Origin of the sequence: Paraburkholderia sp. RCC_158 (genome assembly GCF_041355255.1) — a bacterium.
Taxonomy (GTDB): domain Bacteria; phylum Pseudomonadota; class Gammaproteobacteria; order Burkholderiales; family Burkholderiaceae; genus Paraburkholderia; species Paraburkholderia graminis.
On the sequence record NZ_JBFUPM010000001.1, the window covers coordinates 367381 to 389537 of the forward strand.

Here is a 22157-nt window from a genome sequence, read left to right on the forward strand (position 1 = left end):
GCGAATGGAGCCCAACGCCGTACTGATACGCTGCCCCGCTGAATCGGAACCCCTCGTCGTCTGCCCACGCGCGGGCCGTTTATATCATATTGAAATATAATCATGACCAGACGGTATTCGCGTTGCCCGGGGTTTCCCTGGTATCGTCGCACTCCAGCACAATCCACTCACTCGCCTTTTTCGCACCTTGTCCCGCTCTCTCGTCCTGCGCTGGCTGTCCAGCTTCGTCCCCGTACCAGTCACAGTGCAATGGCAGGAGCGCGCGCGTTCCTGTCTGGGCGCGCTGATCGGCATCGCGTTCACCGGCGGCTCGATGTACCTGCTGTTCGGACCCGGCGCGAACATTCCGCTGCTGGTTGCGCCGATGGGCGCTTCGGCCGTGCTGCTGTTCGCGGTGCCGGCAAGTCCGCTGGCGCAGCCGTGGTCGATCATCGGTGGAAATCTGGTTTCGGCGACGATCGGCGTCACCTGCGCTAACGTGATTGCCGACCCGACACTCGCGGCCGCGCTGGCAGTCGCGCTGGCGATATGCGGGATGTTCGCGCTTCGCTGCGTGCATCCGCCCTCGGGCGCGGTCGCTTTGACCGCCGTGCTCGGCGGGCCGGCAATTCATGCGCTCGGCTACCGCTTCGTGCTCGAGCCGATCGCCGTGCAATCCGCCGCGTTGCTGGCCGCCGCGATCGCCTATCACGCCGCGACGGGCCACCGCTATCCGCATTCGGTGCGCGCGGCACGCGGCGCGCCGGGCAGTGCGGCCGACGCGTCGTCGCGCGCCGGCTTCACGCGCGCCGACCTCGAAGCGGTGCTCAGGCGGCGCAGCGAAATGCTCGACATCGATCCGGACGACCTCGAATCGCTGCTGCGCGAAACACAGCTTCAGGCCTTCTCACGCAGCTTTAACGAGTTGACCTGCGAGAACATCATGTCGCGCCACGTCGTGTCGGTATCGGCGGCGACGCGCGCGGTCGCCGCCTGGGCGCTGCTCAAGCGCAACAAGGTCAAAGCCCTGCCCGTGATCGACGCGGACCACACGCTGGTCGGCATCGTGACGCGTGCCGACCTCGTCGATAAAAGAATCTTTGGCCAGTTCGTGCCGTTCGTCGCCTATTTCGACGGCTGGCTGCGCGGCGATGCACTGCGTGCGCCGACCGTGGGCAGCGTGATGACGACCGACGTGTGCACCGTCAAAGTGAATGCGCCGATAACGGACCTCGTGCCGATGTTCGCGGACTACGGGCACCACCATATTCCTGTACTCGATGCCGCCGGACATGTAGTCGGCATGATTACGCAAGTCGATCTGATTTCCGGTCTTTATCGTCAGACCGTGGTGAAGGCGCAGCAGGCCGCCTAAGGATTGCGGCAAGCTATCGGCAGACGAATAGCACCGGTCGATTACATCATTTTGTGATATAATTTTTGTCTTCTTCAAGCAGGCAGACGAACAATGAAAGAACGGGCTCGCGGGCTGCGCAAAGCCGACTTTGAGCAACTGTCGGAGTTCCGCTATCAGATGCGGCGCTTCGAGCGGTTCTCGGAACAGGCCGCGCAGAGCGAAGGCATTACGCCGCTGCAGTATCTGTTGCTGCTGCATATCAAGGGCTATCCGGAGCGCGACTGGGCAACAGTCGGCGAACTGGCCGAGCGGCTTCAGGCTCAGCATCACGGCGTCGTCGCGCTGGTGTCGCGCTGCGAGGCGCTCGAGCTCGTGCGCCGCCAGACTAGCGAGACCGATCGCCGCCAGGTTGAAGTGCACATTGAAAAAGCCGGCGAGCGGGTGCTTGCGAGACTCGCGGAACTGCACCGCGCCGAGCTGAAATCGCTGAAAGGCGCGTTCCAGGTTCCCCAGATCGACCTCGACTAACTATGACCATGGACTCCCACAAGCGCGACTTCTCCGCGAACGCACGGCTGCCAGGCATCTTCGCGCTCGCTGCGTGCATCGGCGCGGTCAGTACGCTGGCAGCATTCGTGCTGCTCAATCTGATTCATCTGTTCACGAACCTGTTCTTCTTCGGCACGCTGTCATTCGCCGAACATTCGCCGGCGCATAACAGCCTGGGCGTTTGGGTCATTGGCGTGCCGGTAGTCGGTGGACTGATTGTCGGATTGATGGCGCGCTTCGGCTCGGAGAAAATCCGCGGTCATGGCATTCCCGAGGCAATCGAAGCCATTCTCTTCGGCAAAAGCCGTATGTCGCCGAAAGTGGCAGTGCTCAAGCCGCTTTCGTCGGGCATCGTGATCGGCAGCGGCGGTCCGTTCGGCGCCGAGGGGCCGATCATCATGACGGGCGGCGCGCTCGGTTCGCTGATCGCGCAGTGCTTCAAGGTCACGGCGGCGGAACGCAAGACGCTGCTCGTCGCGGGCGCCGCCGCGGGCATGACCGCCGTGTTCGGCACGCCGCTGGCGGCCGTGCTGCTGGCGGTCGAATTGCTGCTGTTCGAATGGCGGCCGCGCAGCTTCCTGCCGGTCGCAGTGGCGTGCGCGGTGGCCGGTTTTGCTCGCGCGGCGTTCTTTGGCACGGGTCCGCTCTTCCCGCTCGAAACAGCCGCGCCCGATGGCTGGTCGCTATTTTCCTGCCTGATTGCAGGGCTTTTGTCCGGTGCGCTGGCGTCGGCACTGTCCGCCTCGCTCTACAAGACCGAAGATCTTTTCGGCAAGCTGCCGATTCACTGGATGTGGTGGCCCGCGCTCGGCGGCATCGTCGTCGGTATCGGCGGATGGCTCGAACCGCGCGCGCTCGGTGTGGGCTATGACGTGATCGGCGATCTGCTGCATCAGCACATCGCGTTACAGATCGCAATCGTGTTGCTCGCGGTGAAGGCCGTCATGTGGGTCGTCGCGCTCGGTTCCGGCACGTCCGGCGGCGTGCTCGCCCCGCTGCTGATGCTCGGCGCGGGGCTCGGCACCGTCCTCTCGCACTGGCTGCCGGGCAATGAGCCTGCGTTGTGGCCGCTCGTGTGCATGGCCGCGACACTCGGCGCCACGCTCGGTGCGCCGCTCACCGCAATCGTGTTCGCTTTCGGCCTCACCCACGACAGCAATGCGCTGCTGCCGCTGCTCACTGCAACGCTCGTCGCGCATGGCTTCGCCACCGTGACCATGCGCCGCTCGATCATGACGGAAAAAATCGCGCGGCGCGGCTATCACATCTACCGTGAGTACGGCGTCGATCCGCTCGAGCGCCATCACGTGGATGAAGTGATGACCGCCTCGGTCGACTCGATCGATGCCGGCATGACAGTCGGCGCGGCGCTCGACACCTTCTTCGGCGCGAAGCAGACTCGCCGCGCGTATCCCGTCGTGCGTGAAGGCGCGGTAATCGGCGTGGCCGATCGCGCATTGCTCGAACAGTTCCGCGATGAGAACCCCGATTTGCGCACTGCCATGAACGTAGACAGTGTCTTCGAGCGGCGCTCGCCAGTGTTCGCGTTGCCGACCGAAACATGCCGACTGGTTGCGACGAGACTTGCTGTGCACAGCCTCGAACGGCTGCCCGTCGTGGCGGATTCGAAGTCCATGCGTCTTGTTGGCATCGTCTCGCGCAGCGATCTCGTCAAGCCGTCGCTCACTTACTTCGAAGAAGAGCACAAGAAAGAGCGGTTCCGTCGTCTGACGCCGACGCGCGCGAAACGCCGCTTCGCTCCTATCGGCAAGGCCGGCTAAGCGCAACCGGCTAGCCGCAACGATTCCGCTTCAATGCGAAGCGGAATCCGCACGATAGATCAGCAGGCCGTCAGGCTGCGCCTGCGCAGCCGGCGTGATGGTTGCGGTGTCAACGTGCTGCGCGCTCAAGATGTGGCACACCGGTTCGCCGTGCATCAGCAGGTAATCGGTAATGATGCGCCGGTGGCAACGCCACCAGACTGCTTCGGAGCACATGATCGCGCAACGGCGGCGATGCCCCAGTTCCCGCAGTTCCGCCAGTCCCTTCTGAAAAGCGTCCGTCATTGCGTAATCGGCGTAGTTACGAAACGCGGGATGCGTCCAGTAGTCGTTCACAGACGGACCTTCGTCCTTGCGGCGGCCGCGCCGCCCACCCAGTTCCTCCAGATGCACGTAGTCGATATGAGCCGGCGCCAGCGACTCCGGCAACGTATCGCGGTTAAACTGCGGGTTCGTTCGCGAACGCGGAATGCTGCGCACGTCGACTAATACTTCGACGTCCGAATTTTCCAGCAGACCGATGAACTCGGAAAGCGTGCGCGTGGAATGCCCGATCGTAAAAAACGGCCGCGTCATGATCACCTCGTGACTTCGCAGTATGCAAAGGATTATATTGCCAGCAAGGCGTTGGCCGATTACCTGACTCGCTGCACATTCAGCACGCATCAGCCATGCCCGAAACCGGCGACGTCAGCGAAACGCGGCACGGACATTGCGCAAAGCCCAGGCTTCTTACTGGCACTTCAGGCCACTCACCGCTCGAGCTTCGTCATGAAAACGTTCCACTGCAACCGCTGCTCGCAACGAGTGTTCTTCGAAAACGTCCGCTGTGAACGCTGCGAGGCACTGCTCGGCTATCTGCCGCTACTGCGTGCAATCAGCGCGTTTGAAGATGCAGGCGAAGCGCGCTGGCGCAGCCTGCATCCCCAAGCGGACGGTGCGCTTTACAAGCAATGCCACAACTACGCGGTGGAAAACGTCTGCAACTGGATGATTCCGGCCGATTCGCCCGACACGCTATGCCGCGCCTGCCAACTGACGCGCACCATTCCGAATCTCAGCACGCCGGATAACCGGCTCTACTGGTATCGACTGGAAGTGGCGAAACGGCGGCTGCTTTACACGCTTGCCGAACTCGGTCTCGACGTCAAATCGCGTCGGCAAGATCCGCAGCAAGGTCTCGCGTTCGAATTTCTCGAAGACAGTGGCGACGGTTCGCGTGTGATGACCGGCCACGACAACGGGCTTATCACGCTCAACATCGCCGAGGCCGACGACGCGCATCGCGAGAAAGTCCGCACTGCGATGGGCGAACCGTATCGCACGCTGCTCGGCCACTTCCGCCACGAAACCGGGCACTACTATTTCAGCCGGCTGATAGCGAACAATCCGCGCTGGCTCCCAGCGTTCCGCGAGCTTTTCGGCGACGAGCGCGCGAATTACGGCGACGCACTCGACACCTACTATCGTGTCGGCGCGCCGGCCGACTGGCAGGCGTCGTACATCAGTGCGTATGCAACGATGCATCCCTGGGAAGATTGGGCGGAGACATGGGCGCATTATCTGATGATCGTCGACGTGCTCGACACGTCGACCGCGTATGGCATCGCGCTGCTTTCCGACGATCCGCGCGAGCCCACGCTGACTGACCGCACGCCCGTTGAAAACGCGAGCTTCGATACGCTCATGAAGCGCTGGTTTCCGCTCACCTACGCCTTGAACGGCCTGAATCGCAGCCTCGGCATGCCGGACGGCTATCCGTTCGCGTTGGCCGCGCCCGTGGTGGACAAACTGCGCTTCGTGCATCGAGTGATCGCGGAAGCGGGGGACAAATCGCCGGCTTCGCCGCCAGCACAGCACTAGCAGCGCCGGAGTCCGCGCTCACAGCCGCGCCGGCCTGCAGGAGTCGTCCAGGAGTTCCGTCTCAAAAATAAGACTGCTCCTAGATACCTGCCCGCTCAAATCTCTGAAAATCGTATTTAGCCGACGAGACATGCGTCGCAGTCTGATCCAGGCTGCCCGCATTTCCGCCGCTCGCGTTTTCCATTGATTACGACGGCCGCGCAGAACACCGCAAGCCGCTCACTACTGACCACGGCCATGAGCACACAATTTTCCCTCGATCGTTTCGAATCCCAGGTCCACGCCGGCGACTACGACGCCGCGCATGAAGAGTTCGCCGCACTGCTGGACACCCTGCGGCAAAATCGCGGCGGGCTCGGTATCGAGCGCTTTGCGAAAAACCGTCCGAATCCCGCCGACGACGAAGCCGCGCGGCAAACGCTGCAGCGCATCGCGGACGCCTTCACAGCGCTGCTCTCGGCACCGGAATACGCGCTTGACGCCGACAGGATCAACGTCATGTTCTGCGGCCGTTCCTGGATCGATATGATTTTCGCGGTGAGCTCGTACGGTTCGACGGACCACATCGTCGAGAAACTGCTCGAGACGTCGCGTGACAGCGACGACGCCGCGGCTCGCGACGTATTGACCCGCAAGCAACTCGTGCTCTACACGTCCGGCTCGAAGTACGACATCGATTTCGAGGAACTTCACAAGTGCGACCCCGTGCTTGCGACGAGTCTCGCCATTTCAATTGTCAGTGCTGCCGTACATATCTCGCCCGCCGCGCACGACAAGCGCGAACGTCTGCTCGAATGGCTTCCGGCAAAGGTCGACTTGGTGGAAGACCTGGACGATCTGCCGGCCAACGCGGTTTTCGGCTCGTATATGCACTGCAGCTATTCCACTTCGCCGAAGCGGCATGAGCTCAAGCGCAGCATCAGTCGTCTGGTACGCAAAAAGCTGGAGACCCTCGAGTTGCTGGGACCTGAATCCAGCGTTGCCCATAGGCCAGTTAAAGGACGTAAGCCAATCATGCTTGTCGTGCTCGAATGGTTTTCCGGCGGCCATTCTATTTACCGGACGCATTCGCGCACCATGCTCGCGGCACGCGAACATTTCGAAGTCGTCGCGTTCGGCGAAGATCAGCACGTGGACGAAACCGGCCGCGCGGTTTTCGACCGCTTCATCGAGTTCGAGCATCCGGAGTTTATCGGCGACTGCATTCGGCAGATTCAGGAATTCGCCGAGCGGGAACGACCCGACGTGCTGTATATGCCGAGCGTCGGCATGTTCGCTCATACGATCTTTCTATCGAACCTGCGCGTTGCTCCATTGCAGATTGCCGGACTCGGCCATCCCGCGACCATGCATTCCGCGCACATCGACTATGTGAGTGTCGAGGACGATTTCGTCGGCGACCCGGCGTGCTTCAGCGAGAAGTTGCTTCGTCTTCCGAAGGATGGACAGCCGTATGTGCCTTCAAAACTGCTGACGCCCATCACGGCATCCGTTCCCGAACGTCGCGACGTCGTGCACATCGGCGTGACGGCAAGCGCCATGAAAATCAACCCGCACTTTCTCGAGACATGTAAAGCGATCGTGCAGACAGCGCGTGTGCCGGTGCACTTCCACTTCATGACCGCCTGGAGCGAAAGCATCGATCTGGCCTACGTCAGGAAATCTATTCATGCAACGCTGCCCGAATCCGACGTGGACGTGTACGGCTCGCTCTCCTATCCTAACTATCTGAAAGTACTGAACGGCCTGGACATGTTCGTGAGCCCCTTCCCGTTCGGCAACACCAACGGTATCGTCGATTCATTCACGATGGGTCTGCCGGGCGTCAATCTTTGCGGGCCGGAAGTCTTCGAACATATCGACCGCGGACTTTTCGAGCGCGCGGGTCTGCCAGACTGGCTCACGACCTACTCCAAGGACGAATACGTGAAAGCCGCAGCACGTCTCGCAGAACAGCACGACGAACGCGAAGCGCTGCGCCGGCGGCTGATCGAAGATAAAGCCGTCGAGCGGATCTTTAAGGGCCGCCCGCAGGCATTCGGCAAATCCGTACTCAAGCTGCTACAAGAGTTGGACAAGCAATAAAGAACAGCAGGTCAAACGAGAGCCACACCGGCCTATAACCCGGTGTGGCTTTTTTATTGGCGGCTCTCGCAACGGTTCAATACGCGACGTAAGGCCCGACGCCGCTCGGTGTGGCCTGCTGCTCGATGGCGGCGTACACGTTGCGTCCATAGAAGAACGGCAAGCCCCAATCGAAAATCGACGATGTCACGAAAGCGGGCCCTGCCAGCAGCGGCAATGCGGAGTCGCCGGCATAGGTCTGCGCAACCGTATTCGCATTGGCCACGCTGAAATTCACCGCGCTCGTCGCGCCGTTCGCGCCTTCGATCATCGCGCTCAACTGCTGTGTCGAAGACGGGCAGTAATACGCGTTGTTCGGACTCGCGCAAACCGGCAACACGCTGCTTCCGAAAAGGAGCCCCGTGGCGCGCAGCGAAGCGAACGATGTAAGCGCGCGCTGAAATTTCCGCCGCTTTAAACGAGCAACGACGAGCGCGGCACATGAAAAAGCCGCGAAACGTTCGCCGGATTTCGACGACCTTCCGCGGCCTGGCTTGCGAACGGCATCAGCCGTCCGCGAGCGGCAGACTACTGGGCAATCACGTCTTCTGCTGTTGCTGCTGCAAAAGCGAGCGCAATTCCTGCACGTTTTCTTCGACGCGTTTTGCGATCACCGCATACGACTCCGCTTGCGTCTGATACGCCGCCTGCGCGAGCTGCTGCATGTCCGCGAGCGACTTGTGCAGGCTTTGCTGGATCAGCTCCGCGGTTTTTGGCGAAGGCGTGCTGCCGCTTGCCGATAGTTGCGTCGTCAGCGATTGCAACTCGGCCAGCGTCGTGCGCAACATCTCCGCCTGTTTCTGCGCGAGCGACTGCATGCCTTGAAACGCAGTCTGATTCGCCTGAACCAGTGCTTCGACGTCCTTGCGCCGTGCTTCCATGATGGCGGGCACGTCGAAGCCGGGCAGCTTGAACTGCTCGAGCATTTTGGTGAAATCGCCAAACGGATTGGCGGTATCAGGTCGGTCCATGCGAAATCCTCCTTTACGGTTGAACGATCGCCGGCGGCGCTGCGCCGCATGATTCACGCGACGCAAACACAATCACACACGCAGGCGCTCCCGGTGCGCCGCGCCCCTGCGGCCGCGCTGCGCGGTTGCGGGGTCGGACGGCACATTGCGTCCATCATGCGCCATCCGACGTCATTGCGCCAGCGCATGCGCCGTTCCACGCGCCGTGCGAAGTTCTTCGCGGCGCGTCTCCATCCGCATGCACACGCGCATCGGCAGCAAGAGTTCGTAAGTGTGCGGACACGCGTTCGTAACCCGCGGCGACGGTGTCTCGTCTATCTTTTCGATGAACCGGCGCACTGTCGCGCCGGCATTTGTCGAATGGGAGCGACGTGATGAAAAAACAGATATTGGGCGCGGCGCTGGCCGCCGCGATAAACCTCGCCGCAATCGCGGCAACAACCGCATCGGCAGAAGAAAACGCGCCGCCGCCCGCGCACGCGCAAGGCGATGCGCCGCATGGACCTCATGCCGCGATGGAGCCCGCCGGTCCAATCGGCCCGATGGGTCCCGGCTTCGCAGTCGTCAACGATCTCGAACAGTTGCGCCGTCTCTACGCGCTGAGCGGACGACCGGGCGACATCGTCGCGGTCTATCACGACGTGCTGAACAAAACGCAGGACCCGATGCTGCGCCACTACGTGTACGACTCGCTCGCGCGCGAGCAGTTGAAGCCCGCCAATCCCGAGCAGGCAATCGCCACGTTGCGCACGAGCCTGTCGGGAGACCTCGCGGCAATCGACAAGATGCCGCGGCCGCCATTCGATCGCGCGCCGCAAAGCAAGCCCTAGCAAACACGCATCGGCAACTGGAAGCGCTACCGCAAACACGCTCGCGCCGACGTTCTTCGCGCAGCGTTGGTTCTCCCACATTGCTGTTCACTGGCCGCTTTTTCGTCTTCCCTCTGTTGATTAGGATAAGGACTGTTTAAACGTCAGTGCGGGTGAAGCATGCGCTATCCAGTCGATGTGGCCGTCGCCGCCGGGTTGCTGGTGTTCGTGCTGTGCTGCATCGTCACGCTCGCCTTGCACTGATCGATCGCATGCTCAGTTTCTCTCGCGCCACAGCGTGCGCATCAAGGCGAGCAGCACGTTAGGCGCGGTGCCCTTCTGACAATAGCCGTCGAAATTGTGTCGGCCGCGGCCGGTCTCCCGCACGTGTTCCTCATCGAGCGAAGTGAACGCAACAATGCCGAGGCTCGGCGTGGGCAGATAGCTGCGCAGCGCGCTTGCTGTTTCGTAGCCGTCGCGCCCCGGCATCATGATGTCGAGCACGACCACGTCGGGCACCCAGTCTTTTACGCACGCGAGCGCCTCGTCACAGCCGTTCGCCGAGCGCGCTTCCACACCTTCATACGATAGATACGTCGCAAGCGCTTCGGCCGCATCCTCGTTGTCGTCGACCACGAGGACACGCGGCACCTCGTGTAATACCCGCACCTGGCGGGCGCTCCACCTTTGACAGGTACTCGTTGTTGCTGACATGTAATAGCGATTGGCGAGAGAAAAACCATCGCGATCCAGCAAGTGGCATACCAAATGGCCATGAACGTGGCCGGTGAAGCGCGAAGCGCTAGCGCGCCGCGGTGGACCCGCGAACCACGAGATCGCCAGGCAGCACGAGCGAACGTGTGGACATGGAAGGATCGGCGAGACGCTGGGTAAGCAATTGCATGGCGATCTTGCCGATTTCATACACCGGCTGCGCGACGACGGTGATGCCCGGCGTGACGAGGTCGGTCCACGCGTCGTTGTCGAAACCGGCGAGCGCGATGTCGGTTCCAGGCGTCGCGCCGCGCGCGCGCATCTCGCGATACGCGCCGAGCAGCAACAGCCCGTTGCTCGCGACAATCGCATCGGGCCGCGTATCCGCGTCGCGCGCGAGCCACGCGCCGACATGCTCGAGCGCGCTCGCCGGGTTCGGTTCGACGAATTCCGCCAGCACCGGCAAGCCATGTCGGCCAAGCGCGTGCGCAAAACCATCGTGACGCTCGCGGCCCGTCGTACTCGCGTTGCCGAATAGCCCGGCGATGCGCCGGTAGCCGCGCTCCACCAGGTGCTCGACGAGGCGCGCCGCCGCGTCGCGGTTATCGAGCACGACGGCATCCGCGCTGCCCGCCGGCCCGGCGCGGTCGATCATCACCACGGGAAAGTCATAGGCCTGCGCCTTGAAACGCTGCGCCGCGTCGTGCGTCGGCGAATAGATGCAACCCGTGACGCGCTCCTCTTCCATCAGCCGCAGGTACATGGCCTCTTTCTCGGCGTTTTCGTCCGTGTTGCAGAGGATCACGCGCAAGCCCTGCTGATAGGCGGCGTCTTCGACGGCGCGGCTGACTTCGGTGAAGAACGGATTGCGCACGTCCGACACGATCAGGCCGATGGTCGCCGTATCGCCGGAACGCAGACGCCGCGCAGCCGCATTCGGCCGATAACCCAATTGCTCGATCGCGCCCAGCACGCGCTGACGCACCGCATCGCGCACCGGCCCATTGTTCGAGAGCACGCGCGAAACCGTCGTGACCGACACGCCGGCGGCTTCCGCAACATCCTTGATTCGTAGATTCATGAAAGTGGTATCGATTCCTCGAATCGCTCGGTATTTTCCCTGGATTGCCCGACGACCTCGGTATTTGCCCGCTGTCGCCGGACACAGGCTGCTCGGCTCTTTCGAGCCATTCTACCTGCGTTCATGCCATTTCAAGTGAACTATGCCGCTTGCGGGCAACGCTTGACGGACAAAGTGGTATCGATTCCAATAACACCCACTTCAACGATTCGTTTTCAGGAGACGCGATGCCGTCGCTGCTTACCGCGGAGCTGGTTCGATTGAACGCACGGGCCAGTTCGAAACACGACGCGATCGTACAGGCGGGCGAACTGCTGGCCGCGGCCAGCTATATCGAGCCCGGCTACGTCGACAGTCTTCACGCTCGCGAAACAGTCTCGAATACGTATCTGGGCAGCGGCGTCGCCATTCCGCACGGCATGCAGGAAGACCGCCATCTGATCCGGCGCACCGGCGTCGCGGTGCTGCAATTGCCCGAGGGCGTCGAGTGGCACGACGGCGAGCGCGCCAACCTGGTCGTCGCGATTGCCGCTCAGTCGGACGAACACATCGCGCTGTTGCAACGCCTCACGCGTCTGATCGGCGACGCGGACAAGCTGCGCGCGCTCATCGACGCACGCGATCCGGGTCTGATCGTCGATGCGCTCAACGGCGCCTCAGTCGATCCGGTGACGAGCGTCGTCGACAGTACGCCCGCCGATTTCGCGCAGCGCGTGGAACTGGTGCTCGACTATCCGCATGGACTACACGCGCGGCCGGCAAGCGCATGGGTGGCCACGGCGAAGCGCTATCAGGCCGCCTTGCGCGTGCGCAACGGCAAGCTCGCCGCCGATCCGAAGAATCTCGTCAGCCTGTTGCAACTCGGCGCGACCGCGAACGCGCAACTGGTGCTGTCGGCGCAAGGCGTGGACGCCGCCGACGCGCTCACGGCCCTCAAGCGCACCATCGAAGCGCTGTCCGCCGAAGAGCACGAGCGCGCCGCCGCGGCGCGCGCACGTCGGCAGAAAGCGCAGCCGGTGTCGTGGGAACCGGCCGATCCGGCGACGGTGTTCGAAGGCGTCAGCGCCGGGCCCGGCTTTTCCATCGGCCCGATCCGCGTGATGCGCACCGCGCAGCTCGACATTCAGGACCAACCGCAAGAAACCGTCGAAGCGACGCATCGGCTCGACACAGCTTTGCGCCTTACCGCCGACGAACTCGACGCGCTCACACGCGACACGACCGCACGCCTCGGCGCGGAAGAAGGCGCGATCTTCGCGGCGCACCGCGAACTGCTCAACGACACCGACTTGCTCGCCGAAGCCGCACGCCTGCTGCTCGACGGACACGGCGTTGCGTGGTCGTGGCATCAGGCCGCCGAACGTCAGGCCGCGCGCCTCGCCGCGTTGCCCGATCCGCTGCTCGCCTCGCGCGCGACCGATCTGCGCGACGTCGCGCGGCGCGTGCTCAAGCACCTCGGCGAAAACGTCGCGACAGACACGCGCTTCGACACGCCCGCCATCCTGATCGCCGAAGATCTGACGCCATCGGACACGGCGATGCTCGACCCTGCCGTCACGCTCGGCTTCTGCACAGTGTCGGGCGGCCCGACCTCGCACACCGCGATTCTCGCGCGCACGCTCGGCGTGCCGGCGGCGGTCGCGTGCGGCGCCGCATTGATGAATATCGACGACGGCAGCGCCGCCGTGCTCGACGGCACGAGCGGCCGTCTGTATGCCGGCGTGTCGGCGCGCGACCTCGAGCGAGCGCGTCAAACGCAAGCCGAACTCGCGGAACAGGCTCGACGCGCCGCGGCGAATCGCGCGCTGCCCGCCGCGACACTCGACGGCCACGTGCTCGAAATCGGCGCGAACATCACGCGCCCGGATCAGGTGCGCGACGCGATCGCGAACGGCGCGGACGGCGTCGGCCTGATGCGCACGGAGTTCCTGTTTCTCGAACGCCACGATGCGCCGAGCGAGGACGAACAGTACGACTGCTATCGGCGCATGGTCGAAGCGAGCGGCGGACGTCATCTGATCATTCGCACGCTCGACATCGGCGGCGACAAGCAGGTGCCGTATCTGAACCTGCCGCACGAATCGAATCCGTTTCTCGGCGTGCGCGGGCTGCGTCTGTGCCTGCGCCGTCCCGATCTGTTCGTGCCGCAGTTGCGCGCGCTCTATCGCGCGGCCAAAACAGGCCCGCTGTGGATCATGTTCCCGATGGTCTCCACGCTGGACGAAGCGCGTCAGGCGCTCGCGCTCGCCGAGACCGTGCGCGCCGAATTCGACGCGCCGAAGGTGCCGCTCGGCATCATGGTCGAGACGCCGTCGGCGGCCGCGTTTGCCGATCACTTCGCCGCGCTCGTCGACTTCTTTTCGATCGGCACGAACGATCTGACGCAATACGTGCTCGCCGTCGACCGCGAACATCCCGAACTCGCGCGCATGGCCGAAAGCCTGCATCCCGCCGTGCTGCGCATGATCAAACAGACCGTCGACGGCGCGCGGCGTCATCGCAAGTGGGTCGGCGTATGCGGCGGCCTCGCGGGCGATCCGCTCGGCGCGTCGATTCTTGCGGGCCTCGGCGTCGATGAACTGTCGATGAGCTCGCGCGACATTCCCGCCGTGAAGTCGCGGCTGCGCGCGTCGCGTCTCGACGCATTGCAGGCGCTCGCGCGCCGCGCGCTGGATTGCGAGGACGTCGACGCGGTTCGCGCGCTCGAAGCCACCGAGATCAAGGCGGCCGCATGAACACGGTCGTCACCGTCACGCCGAACCCGGCGCTCGATCAGACCGTGCGCGTCGCGAATCTCGCGCTCGGCGAGGTCAATCTCGCGGCATCGCTCGAATTCAACGCGGGCGGCAAGGGCGTGAATGTCGCGGGCTGTCTCGCCGACTACGGCATTGCGACGATCGTCACGGGCCTGCTCGGTCGCGACGACGCGACCGCATTCGACGCGATGTTCGCCGACAAGCAGATCGTCGACCGCTTCGTGCGAATCGCGGGGCGTCCGCGCATTAACGTGAAGGTGGTCGATACCGCGCGCGATCAAACCACCGACATCAATCTCGCGACCTCGCTGCCGAACGCGGCCGACGTCGACGCACTGGAACGGCGCGTGATCGAACTCGCCGCGCCGGGCCGCTGGTTCGTGCTGGCGGGCAGCTTGCCGCCGGGCGTGGACGTGTCGTTCTATCGGCGGCTCACGCGCGCATTGCATGCGGCGGGCGCGCAGGTCGCACTCGACACGAGCGGCGCGCCGCTCGCCGACGCGCTCGCGGCGAACGAGCCCGGCGCGCTGCCGGATCTCGTCAAGCCGAATCGCGCGGAACTGGAAGCCGCGCTCGACCGTTCGCTCGCCGACGACGACGCGTTGATCGAGGCCGCGTGCGAGCTGGCCGAACGCGGCGTCAAGTACGTGGTCGTTTCGCTCGGCGAGCGTGGTGCGCTCGGCGTGACGCGCTTGCATTCCGAAGCGCATTCTTCGCAAGCGCACTCCCAAGCAGCGGCAAGTGCCGGAGCCTATGAAGGCTGGCGCGCGGCGCCGTTGCGCGTGCCGGTGGCAAGCACCGTCGGTGCCGGAGACGCGCTCGTCGCGGGGCTCGTCGCAAGTCTCGCGGAAAAGCGTCCGTGGCAGGAGGTCGGCCGGCGCGCCACCGCCTTCGCCGCGGGCAAGCTCGCGCGCGTCGGTCCGCATCTGCCGGATCGCGCGACGCTCGACGCGCTCGCCGCGCAAGTCGAATTGCGCACCTTCAGCGTCGCCGCGAACCCGCTGCGCGTGACCCAACATCAAGCCGTGTAAGCCAGGAAGAGCAATGGACAAGCTGATTGGACTGGTATCGTCCCCGCAACAAAGCGCGTCGCCGATGGTCGCAGCGCAGGCCTTGAACCGCGCGGCGCAAAAACGCGGCGCTTCGCTCGCCGTCGAAACGCGCAGCGCGCTCGGCGTCCAGCATCCGTTGAATGCGGCGCAGATCGACGCGGCGCAAGCGGTACTGATCGCCGCGGACGCCGATGAGCGCATCGACGAAACGCCGTTTGCCGGCAAAACGATTCACCGCGTGTCGCTCGACGACGCGATCCGCGAAGCCGATGCGGTGCTCGCACGCGTCGCCGCGAATGTGGCTTCGAATACGGCGCAAGGCGGAGGCAATGCACACGCCGCGCAAGGCCCGCAAGCCTCGCCACGCGCGCTGAAAATCGTTGCGATCACATCGTGCCCGACCGGCATCGCGCACACCTTCATGGCCGCCGAAGGATTGGCGCAAGGCGCGAAGTCGCTCGGTCACGAGATTCACGTCGAAACGCAGGGCTCGGTCGGCGCGCAAAACACGCTGAGCGACGAGCAGATCGCAGTTGCCGACCTCGTCGTGATCGCCGCCGATACGCAGGTCGACAAAAGCCGCTTTCGCGGCAAGCCCATCTACGAAACCGGCACGAAGGGCGCGATCGGCAAAGGCGCGGCGTTGATTGAACGTGCGATTGCCGAAGCGTCCGTCGATGGCAACGCGCCCGCTTCGCAAGCAAGCGCAAGCGCAAACGGTCAATCGGCGGCGGGCGGCGCGCTCGCCGATCAGGTCGCCGCAGCGAAGAAGCAGCGCTCGGCGAAAGCGTCGGGACCGTACCGGCATCTGATGACCGGCGTGTCGTTCATGCTGCCGTTCGTGGTGGCGGGCGGCCTGCTGATCGCGATTTCGTTCGCGCTCGGCGGCATCTACGCATTCGACGACGCGCACAAAGGCACGCTGGCGTGGGCGCTGTTCCAGATCGGCGCAAAGTCCGCGTTTGCGCTGATGGTGCCGGTGCTGTCGGGCTACATCGCGTATTCGATTGCGGACCGTCCGGGCATCACGCCCGGCATGGTCGGCGGCATGCTCGCCGCGAGCCTCGGCGCGGGTTTTCTCGGCGGCATTATTTCGGGCTTTCTCGCGGGCTACACGGCGTTGCTGATCAGCCGCAAGCTCAAGCTGCATCGCAACCTGGAGGGTCTCAAGCCGGTGCTCATCATCCCGCTAGTCTCGACGCTCGTCGTCGGTCTGCTGATGATCTACGTGGTCGGCACGCCCGTCGCGACCGCGCTGCACGGCCTCGAAAACTGGCTTCGCTCGATGCAAACCGGCAGCGCCGTCACGCTCGGCCTGCTGCTCGGCGCGATGATGGCCTTCGACATGGGCGGCCCGGTCAACAAGGCCGCGTATGCGTTCAGCACCGGTTTGATCGCAAGCCAGGTCTACACGCCGATGGCGGCGGCGATGGCCGCGGGCATGACGCCGCCGCTCGGCATCGCGCTCGCGACGTGGATTTTCCGAAACCGTTTCGTCGCCGACGAGCGCGAAGCGGGCAACGCGGCCGCGGTGCTCGGCATGGCGTTCATCACCGAAGGCGCAATTCCGTTCGCCGCGCGCGATCCGATGCGGATCATTCCGGCATGCGTGATCGGCTCGGCGATCACGGGCGCGATTTCGATGGCGTCAGCGGTCGATCTGAAAGTGCCGCACGGCGGCATCTTCGTGCTGCCGATTCCGAACGCGGTCACGCATCTCGGCATGTATGTGCTGGCGATCGCGGTGGGCACCGTCGTCACGGCGCTTGCGGTCGGTGTGCTTAAGCGGCCGGTTCAGGTGGCGGCGTGAGCGGCGCGAACTTCGCGAGGGTCGCGAACGTCGCGGGCCTCAGTTCACTTCGACGGCAAAGCGTGCGTGACATGAAACGGCACGATATGACGCAACGCCTCAGCGAAATTTATCGCGGCTTCGATCTGCTGATCGAAGCCCTTCCCGCTGATGACGCGCAACGCATTCGCGTACAACGCACGATTACACGAAAGCTCGGCGAGCGCATGCTTACCGTCGATACGCGTTGCGACACGACTGCGTATTCGACTGACACCTCGCATGAATTGCTATCCAACGCCCTGCGCGATGCGCGCGAAGCGGTCGACCGTCTGCTCGGCGGCTGGCATCCGGCCTATGCGCACGCGCAGTCCCTGCATAAGCCGTCGGCGCATTAGCCCGTATGCGAGTAGCGCACGGCTCGTCGCGTTTGGCTAACCAAACGTGAACGCATACGCGCTCGCGCCGGCATCCAGAAACTCGATTTCAAACGTTCGATCCTGAACCGCGCCGCTTTGGCGCACGAGCTGGTAAAGCCGCTCTTTATCGACGACGCCCACGCCGTTTGCATCCGTGTCGGCGCCGTGCGAAGCGCCCGGCGGCTTGCCGTCGAGCGTCACTCTGAAACGCACCGGCTTGCCGTCCGCCATCGGTCCCAATACGAGATGCAGATCGCGCGCGTGAAAGCGATAGGCGATCTTCGCGCCGCTCGCGCCGGATTGCGCGCGCTCGCCGGCAACGTTCCATTCGCCGTCGAGACTCCAGCTTCCTGTACGCAGCCGCGCGGGGCTGCTGTACGCGCGGAGCATGTCGGGCGCCAATGTTTCCGGCGACGCAAAACCTTCTGCCTGGCGATAACCGACGTACGTCTCGCCCGAGCGCAAATCCTGCGGATCGGCGGCGGCCTCGACGCCCGACGCTTTCGCGGCGCCAGCGGACGCGGGCAGTTTCGAATGCCCGGCGTCCGCGAGCAATTGACGGATGACCTGTTCCGACTCGTCGTATCCGCCTTCGCCGAAATGGTGATAGCGAATCTCGCCGCGCGCATCGACGATATAAAAGGCCGGCCAATACTGATTGTCGAAGGCCTGCCACACGGCGAGTTTGTTATCGACGGCAATCGGATAGTCGATATGCAGATCGGCCGCCGCGCGCTTCACATTGGCGATGTTGTGCTCGAACGCGAACTCGGGCGCGTGCACGCCGATCACGACGAGCCCCTGATCGCGATACCTGTTCGACCACGCCTTCAGATACGGCAACGTGCGCAGACAGTTGATGCACGAGTACGTCCAGAAATTGACGATCACCACTTTGCCGCGCAGATCGCTGGTTTTCAGCGGCGGCGAATTGAGCCAGTCGACGGCGCCGGACAGCGACGGCATCGCGCCTTCGGCCGGTAACGAAAGTTTTTCGGCTGCGGGCGTCGGGTTTGTCGCGGCCGCGGGTTCTGCGGTCATGCTCACTTTCAGAAGCGCGCCAGCGTTTGGCTGCTCTGCGTTCATGGCCTGCGAATCCGCAGCCTGTGAATCCGCAGCCTGTGAATCGCCGGCCGTTGAATCGACCTGCTGCGCATTCGCCTTCTCCGCTTGAACGTTCCGCGAACCCGCACGCGGCGACCAGCGCTGCACCAGTTTCTCTTCGATACCGGTCGTATTCAGCGACGGCAACAGCGCCAGCACGCGCGTATCGAAGCCGAGTGCAATGGCCGCAGCGGACAGCACCACGGCCGCGCCGAGCACCTGACGCACGCGCTCGCTCACCGCATACGAGCGCCTGAGCGACGCGACGACGCGTCCGCCGATTGCGAGCACGATCGCAAGCGATGCCGCCGCGCCCGCTGCGAACGCGAGCAACGGCAACACGCCCGCGCCGCCTGGCCGATGCAGGATCACGCCCGTCATCACAAGGCCGAGGATCGGTCCCGCGCACGGCGCCCACAGCAAGCCGGTCGCAACGCCGAGTACCACCGACGACATCACGCGAGGCTCGCCGCCGTCGCGGCGCACCGCGCCATCCAGACGATTGCCGAGGTTCACGAGCGGATGCGTGAGCCGCTCGGCCATCGACGGAAACAGCAGTGCCGCGCCGAACACGGCGAAGAACGCGAGCGCGATCCAGCGGCCGTATTCGTTGACGTGCGCGACCCACGCGCCGCCGGCCACCGCGAGGCTCGCGACGGCGGCGAACGTCAGCGCCATGCCGGCGAGAAGCGGCACGCCGTGACGCACGAACGACTGATCGACGCGCGCGAACACGAGCGGCACGACCGGAAGAATGCACGGACTCAGGATGGTAAGCATGCCGCCGGCGAAGGCGAGAAGTGTGAGCAGCATAACGGTGTCCTTTTTGTTCAATGAGCGTGTTACGGCATTCATGCATTGAACTACCGGGACGTATCGCGCTTGTGTCGGCGAACGCGGCGTTGTGCAAGCTCGTGTATCGGCCTGCTGCGTAGATACAGTGCGATACAAAACGCGTCCGGCGAGGCATACGAGCGGCACACACACGCACACACGCGCGCACGGGTTTGTATCCCAACGTATCGCACAGCGGCGCGGACACAGAACGTTGCACAGGCAGCCGCAAGCGACACACGCCAGATACGTCCACGGCGTCCAATGACTATCCAAAGACATCGCGCTTGCCGATCAACCCTCGCGCGCACCGCGCCTCTCATGCAAAGGACGATTCCATCATGCACGCCCGACTCAAAACCCTCGCCACTATCGGCTCCTTCATCGCCCTCGCGTTGCTCGCCAGCCTGCTTGCGACGCGCGGCAGCGCGCTCACTGCCGCCGAACGGAATACGCCGGTTGCGCCGCAAATAACCGGCATCGACACATGGATCAACGGCTCGCCGCTGACGCTTTCGCAACTGCGCGGCAAGGTCGTGCTGGTCGATTTCTGGACCTACTCGTGCATCAACTGCGTGAACACGCTGCCGTACGTGAAGAACTGGTACAAGCAGTACGGCAATCAGGGCCTGCAAGTGATCGGCGTGCATACGCCGGAGTACCCGTTCGAACGCGATGCCGGGCATGTGCGCGCTGCCGTGAAGAAGTTCGACATTCAATATCCGGTCGCGCTCGACAATCAGTACGCAACCTGGAACGCGTTCAATAACCAGTATTGGCCCGCGGTGTATCTGTTCGACAAGACAGGACATGTCGTGTACAGCCACTTCGGCGAGGGCGATTATGCGCAGACCGAAGCGAAGATTCGCGAGCTGTTGGCGCAACCGGGCTGATGCAGCGCCGCATTGAAGTGTTGACGCCGCCATGCCCGCCTGCGAGCATGCGGCAATCGAAATCAATCAGCCTGTCGAGCGGCCCATGCGAGCACCCAATCATCTCAATGCACTGCGTGCCTTCGAGGCCGTCGGCCGGCATCTGAGTTATGTCGCCGCTGCGGAAGAACTGCATGTGACGCCCGCGGCAATCGGCCAGATGATTCGCGGACTCGAGGAGACGCTGGAAATCGAGCTGTTTCATCGCTCGACGTCGGGTGCATCGCGCCTCGTGCTCACCGACGCGGCGCGCGCCGCCATGCCGGAATTGCAGGGCGGCTTTGAACTGCTCGCACAGGCGGTCGAAAGGCTGAAGGCCAGCAAGGCGCGCATAACGGTCACCGTGACAGTGCCGCCAGCGCTTGCCGACAAGTGGTTTTTGCATCGCGTGGAGCGGTTTCAGCGCAAGTATCCGCGCTACGATTTGCGCATCGACCTGTCGCTGAAACTCGTCGACTTTGTCGCGGACAGAGTGGACGCCGGCATCCGCTACGGCACCGGTCAGTGGCCGGATCTCGCCGCGACCTTCCTGATGCGCGACGAGTTCTTCCCTGTGTGCAGCCCCGCGCTGCTCGAAGGCGAGCATCCGCTCAGAACACCGGCGGATCTCAACTACCATCCGTTGATTCACGACATATCGATGCGCGCGGCGCCCACGTTTCCCACCTGGCGATCATGGGTGCAAAAGACGGGCAACGCAGGGCGTGTCGATTGCGATCGCGGTCTGCAGATCAACGACTCCGCCGCCGCGATTCATACCGCTATCTCGGGCAACGGCGTCGCGCTCGGCAGAACGTGCCTCGTCGAGCGCGACATCGCAGAAGGCCGGCTGGTGCGGCCGTTCCCCGACGCGCAGACGTGCGAGCTCGCCTATTACGTGGTGCATAGAAAGGACAACGGCAACGAGCCGGCTGTGGTCGCGTTCAAGGAGTGGCTGCTTGCCGAGGCGAACGCGCGATAGCCGCGCCCCGCATTAGTACTCTCTAATCTGTCTTCGCGCCGCCCGACGCCTTCAGCGCCAGTTGCTTGCGGTATTGCTCCACAGGCAAGCCGCCCCAGCCCCAGTTATCCATATCGACTTCTTCGATCACGACGAACGTCGCTTCGAGCGGCTTGTTCAGGACATCGAGCAGTACATGGCTGACACCGCTGATCAAGCGCGCTTTTTCTTCCGCCGTGACGGCAGTTGCGCCAGGCTTCGTTCCCTCGCGCGTGACCTGAATCGTGACGATAGGCATGTCGTTCTCCGTGGCAAAGGCGGGCGCCGCGAATCGGCGCCCGTTGTTCCGCTGTTGTTAAAGGCCGCGCTTAGTGGCCGGCGCTCTGGCCGCCGTCGACGTGCAGGATCTCGCCCGTCACGAACGGCGCCGAATCCAGGTACAGCACCGCTTGCACGATGTCGTCCATTTCGCCCATATGACCCATCGGATGCAATGCGCCGAGCCCCGCATGCGTTTCCGGCGCGTGCATCGGCGATTTGATGATGCCAGGCGAGACCGCGTTCGCGCGAATCCCGGCTTTAGCGTACTCGATCGCGATGGACTTCGTCGCCGCATTCAACCCGCCCTTGGTCAACGACGCGAGCACCGAAGGCACGCCGCTAATCGCATGATCGGTGAGACTCGTCGTGATCGTGACGATGTGGCCGCTTTCGTGCTTTTCCATCTCGGCAATCGCGAGCTGCGTGATATTGAAGAAGCCGTCGAGGTTGACGCCCTTCACCAATGCGTAGTCTTCAGACGTATAGCTCGTGAACGGCTTCGCGACAAACACGCCCGCGTTGTTGACGAGCGTATCGACGCGCCCGAAACGCGTCACCGCCTCTGCAATCACGCGGCGTGCGGTGGCGGGATCGGCGATGTCGCCCGCCACCGTCGCGATGTTCGGATCGTCGAACGGTGTAATGCCGCGAGCCGTCGCAACCACGCGATAGCCGCGCTGACGAAACGCCTTCACCAGTTCCGCGCCGATGCCTTGCGAGGCGCCAGTAACGATCGCCACTTTTTCCGACGTATTCATGTTGTGCTCCAGAGTTGTTGTCAT

19 protein-coding genes and 1 pseudogene are annotated in these 22157 nt (G+C 63.7%); 12 read left to right on the forward strand and 8 right to left on the reverse strand.

The window, feature by feature from the left end; all coding sequences use genetic code 11:
- Positions 1–187 precede the first annotated feature (187 nt).
- The 3 genes from AB6809_RS01610 (at position 188) to AB6809_RS01620 (ending at position 3666) form a co-directional block, all read left to right on the forward strand.
- Complete coding sequence (locus tag AB6809_RS01610) at positions 188–1354, forward strand: HPP family protein (RefSeq protein WP_029966713.1); 1167 nt, start codon at positions 188–190, stop codon at positions 1352–1354.
- 93 nt (positions 1355–1447) lie between these two features.
- Complete coding sequence (locus AB6809_RS01615; protein WP_029966714.1) at positions 1448–1864, forward strand: MarR family winged helix-turn-helix transcriptional regulator; 417 nt, start codon at positions 1448–1450, stop codon at positions 1862–1864.
- Positions 1865–1866: 2 nt separating this feature from the next.
- Positions 1867–3666, forward strand: coding sequence for a chloride channel protein (locus tag AB6809_RS01620; RefSeq protein ID WP_029966715.1), 1800 nt, complete (start codon positions 1867–1869; stop codon positions 3664–3666).
- Positions 3667–3696: 30 nt separating this feature from the next.
- Here AB6809_RS01620 and AB6809_RS01625 read toward each other — a convergent pair whose 3' ends face one another.
- The gene (locus tag AB6809_RS01625; RefSeq protein ID WP_029966717.1) at positions 3697–4242 is read right to left on the reverse strand and encodes a DUF488 family protein; all 546 of its coding nucleotides are present in this window, start codon (positions 4240–4242) and stop codon (positions 3697–3699) included.
- Positions 4243–4437: 195 nt separating this feature from the next.
- Here AB6809_RS01625 and AB6809_RS01630 point away from each other — a divergent pair, with 195 nt between their 5' ends.
- Both AB6809_RS01630 and AB6809_RS01635 read left to right on the forward strand, forming a co-directional pair.
- Positions 4438–5529, forward strand: a complete 1092-nt coding sequence (locus AB6809_RS01630) for a putative zinc-binding metallopeptidase (protein ID WP_029966719.1) — start codon at positions 4438–4440, stop codon at positions 5527–5529.
- A gap of 237 nt (positions 5530–5766) precedes the next feature.
- Positions 5767–7614, forward strand: a complete 1848-nt coding sequence (locus tag AB6809_RS01635; protein WP_307260041.1) for an adhesin — start codon at positions 5767–5769, stop codon at positions 7612–7614.
- Between the two features lie 76 nt (positions 7615–7690).
- On the opposite strand, the pseudogene AB6809_RS01640 reads toward AB6809_RS01635, so the two are convergent.
- Positions 7691–8032: pseudogene (locus AB6809_RS01640) on the reverse strand (DUF3443 family protein); the annotation flags it as partial.
- A 160-nt stretch (positions 8033–8192) separates the two neighbouring features.
- The gene (locus AB6809_RS01645; protein ID WP_006049533.1) at positions 8193–8624 is read right to left on the reverse strand and encodes a phasin family protein; all 432 of its coding nucleotides are present in this window, start codon (positions 8622–8624) and stop codon (positions 8193–8195) included.
- Between the two features lie 374 nt (positions 8625–8998).
- Between AB6809_RS01645 and AB6809_RS01650 the strand changes: the two genes are divergently transcribed.
- Positions 8999–9454, forward strand: coding sequence for a hypothetical protein (locus AB6809_RS01650; RefSeq protein WP_029966725.1), 456 nt, complete (start codon positions 8999–9001; stop codon positions 9452–9454).
- A 255-nt stretch (positions 9455–9709) separates the two neighbouring features.
- Here AB6809_RS01650 and AB6809_RS01655 read toward each other — a convergent pair whose 3' ends face one another.
- Both AB6809_RS01655 and AB6809_RS01660 read right to left on the reverse strand, forming a co-directional pair.
- Positions 9710–10102 carry a response regulator gene (locus AB6809_RS01655; RefSeq protein ID WP_006049535.1) on the reverse strand — a complete coding sequence of 131 codons (393 nt, stop codon included), beginning with the start codon at positions 10100–10102 and terminating at the stop codon, positions 9710–9712.
- A 133-nt stretch (positions 10103–10235) separates the two neighbouring features.
- Complete coding sequence (locus tag AB6809_RS01660; protein ID WP_029966727.1) at positions 10236–11228, reverse strand: LacI family DNA-binding transcriptional regulator; 993 nt, start codon at positions 11226–11228, stop codon at positions 10236–10238.
- A gap of 227 nt (positions 11229–11455) precedes the next feature.
- On the opposite strand from AB6809_RS01660, the gene ptsP reads away from it, so the two are divergent.
- The 4 genes from ptsP to AB6809_RS01680 all read left to right on the forward strand — a co-directional run bounded on the left by ptsP (position 11456) and on the right by AB6809_RS01680 (position 17223).
- A complete protein-coding gene (ptsP, locus tag AB6809_RS01665; RefSeq protein ID WP_029966729.1) occupies positions 11456–13963 on the forward strand; it encodes a phosphoenolpyruvate--protein phosphotransferase in 2508 nt (835 codons plus the stop codon).
- Positions 13960–15015: a 1-phosphofructokinase family hexose kinase gene (locus AB6809_RS01670; protein ID WP_029966731.1), complete on the forward strand. Its 1056-nt coding sequence runs from the start codon at positions 13960–13962 to the stop codon at positions 15013–15015. Before ptsP ends, AB6809_RS01670 begins: the two co-directional genes overlap by 4 nt.
- Positions 15016–15028: 13 nt before the next feature.
- Positions 15029–16846 (forward strand): PTS fructose-like transporter subunit IIB, encoded by a 1818-nt coding sequence (locus tag AB6809_RS01675; protein WP_029966732.1) that lies wholly within the window; start codon positions 15029–15031, stop codon positions 16844–16846.
- A gap of 71 nt (positions 16847–16917) precedes the next feature.
- On the forward strand, positions 16918–17223 hold the full coding sequence (locus tag AB6809_RS01680; RefSeq protein ID WP_081652988.1) for a DNA-binding protein: 306 nt from the start codon (positions 16918–16920) through the stop codon (positions 17221–17223).
- 36 nt (positions 17224–17259) lie between these two features.
- Here AB6809_RS01680 and AB6809_RS01685 read toward each other — a convergent pair whose 3' ends face one another.
- Positions 17260–19161 carry a cytochrome c biogenesis protein DipZ gene (locus AB6809_RS01685; RefSeq protein ID WP_029966734.1) on the reverse strand — a complete coding sequence of 634 codons (1902 nt, stop codon included), beginning with the start codon at positions 19159–19161 and terminating at the stop codon, positions 17260–17262.
- A gap of 362 nt (positions 19162–19523) precedes the next feature.
- Here AB6809_RS01685 and AB6809_RS01690 point away from each other — a divergent pair, with 362 nt between their 5' ends.
- Positions 19524–20075, forward strand: coding sequence for a thioredoxin family protein (locus AB6809_RS01690; protein WP_029966735.1), 552 nt, complete (start codon positions 19524–19526; stop codon positions 20073–20075).
- Positions 20076–20160: 85 nt separating this feature from the next.
- Positions 20161–21075, forward strand: a complete 915-nt coding sequence (locus AB6809_RS01695; RefSeq protein ID WP_029966736.1) for a LysR substrate-binding domain-containing protein — start codon at positions 20161–20163, stop codon at positions 21073–21075.
- A gap of 22 nt (positions 21076–21097) precedes the next feature.
- Here AB6809_RS01695 and AB6809_RS01700 read toward each other — a convergent pair whose 3' ends face one another.
- Together AB6809_RS01700 and AB6809_RS01705 are read right to left on the reverse strand one after the other, a co-directional pair.
- Entirely contained in the window at positions 21098–21352 is a 255-nt protein-coding gene (locus AB6809_RS01700) for a 4-oxalocrotonate tautomerase family protein (RefSeq protein ID WP_006049544.1), read from the reverse strand.
- Positions 21353–21422: 70 nt separating this feature from the next.
- Entirely contained in the window at positions 21423–22133 is a 711-nt protein-coding gene (locus AB6809_RS01705) for an SDR family NAD(P)-dependent oxidoreductase (protein WP_006049545.1), read from the reverse strand.
- Positions 22134–22157 lie beyond the last annotated feature (24 nt).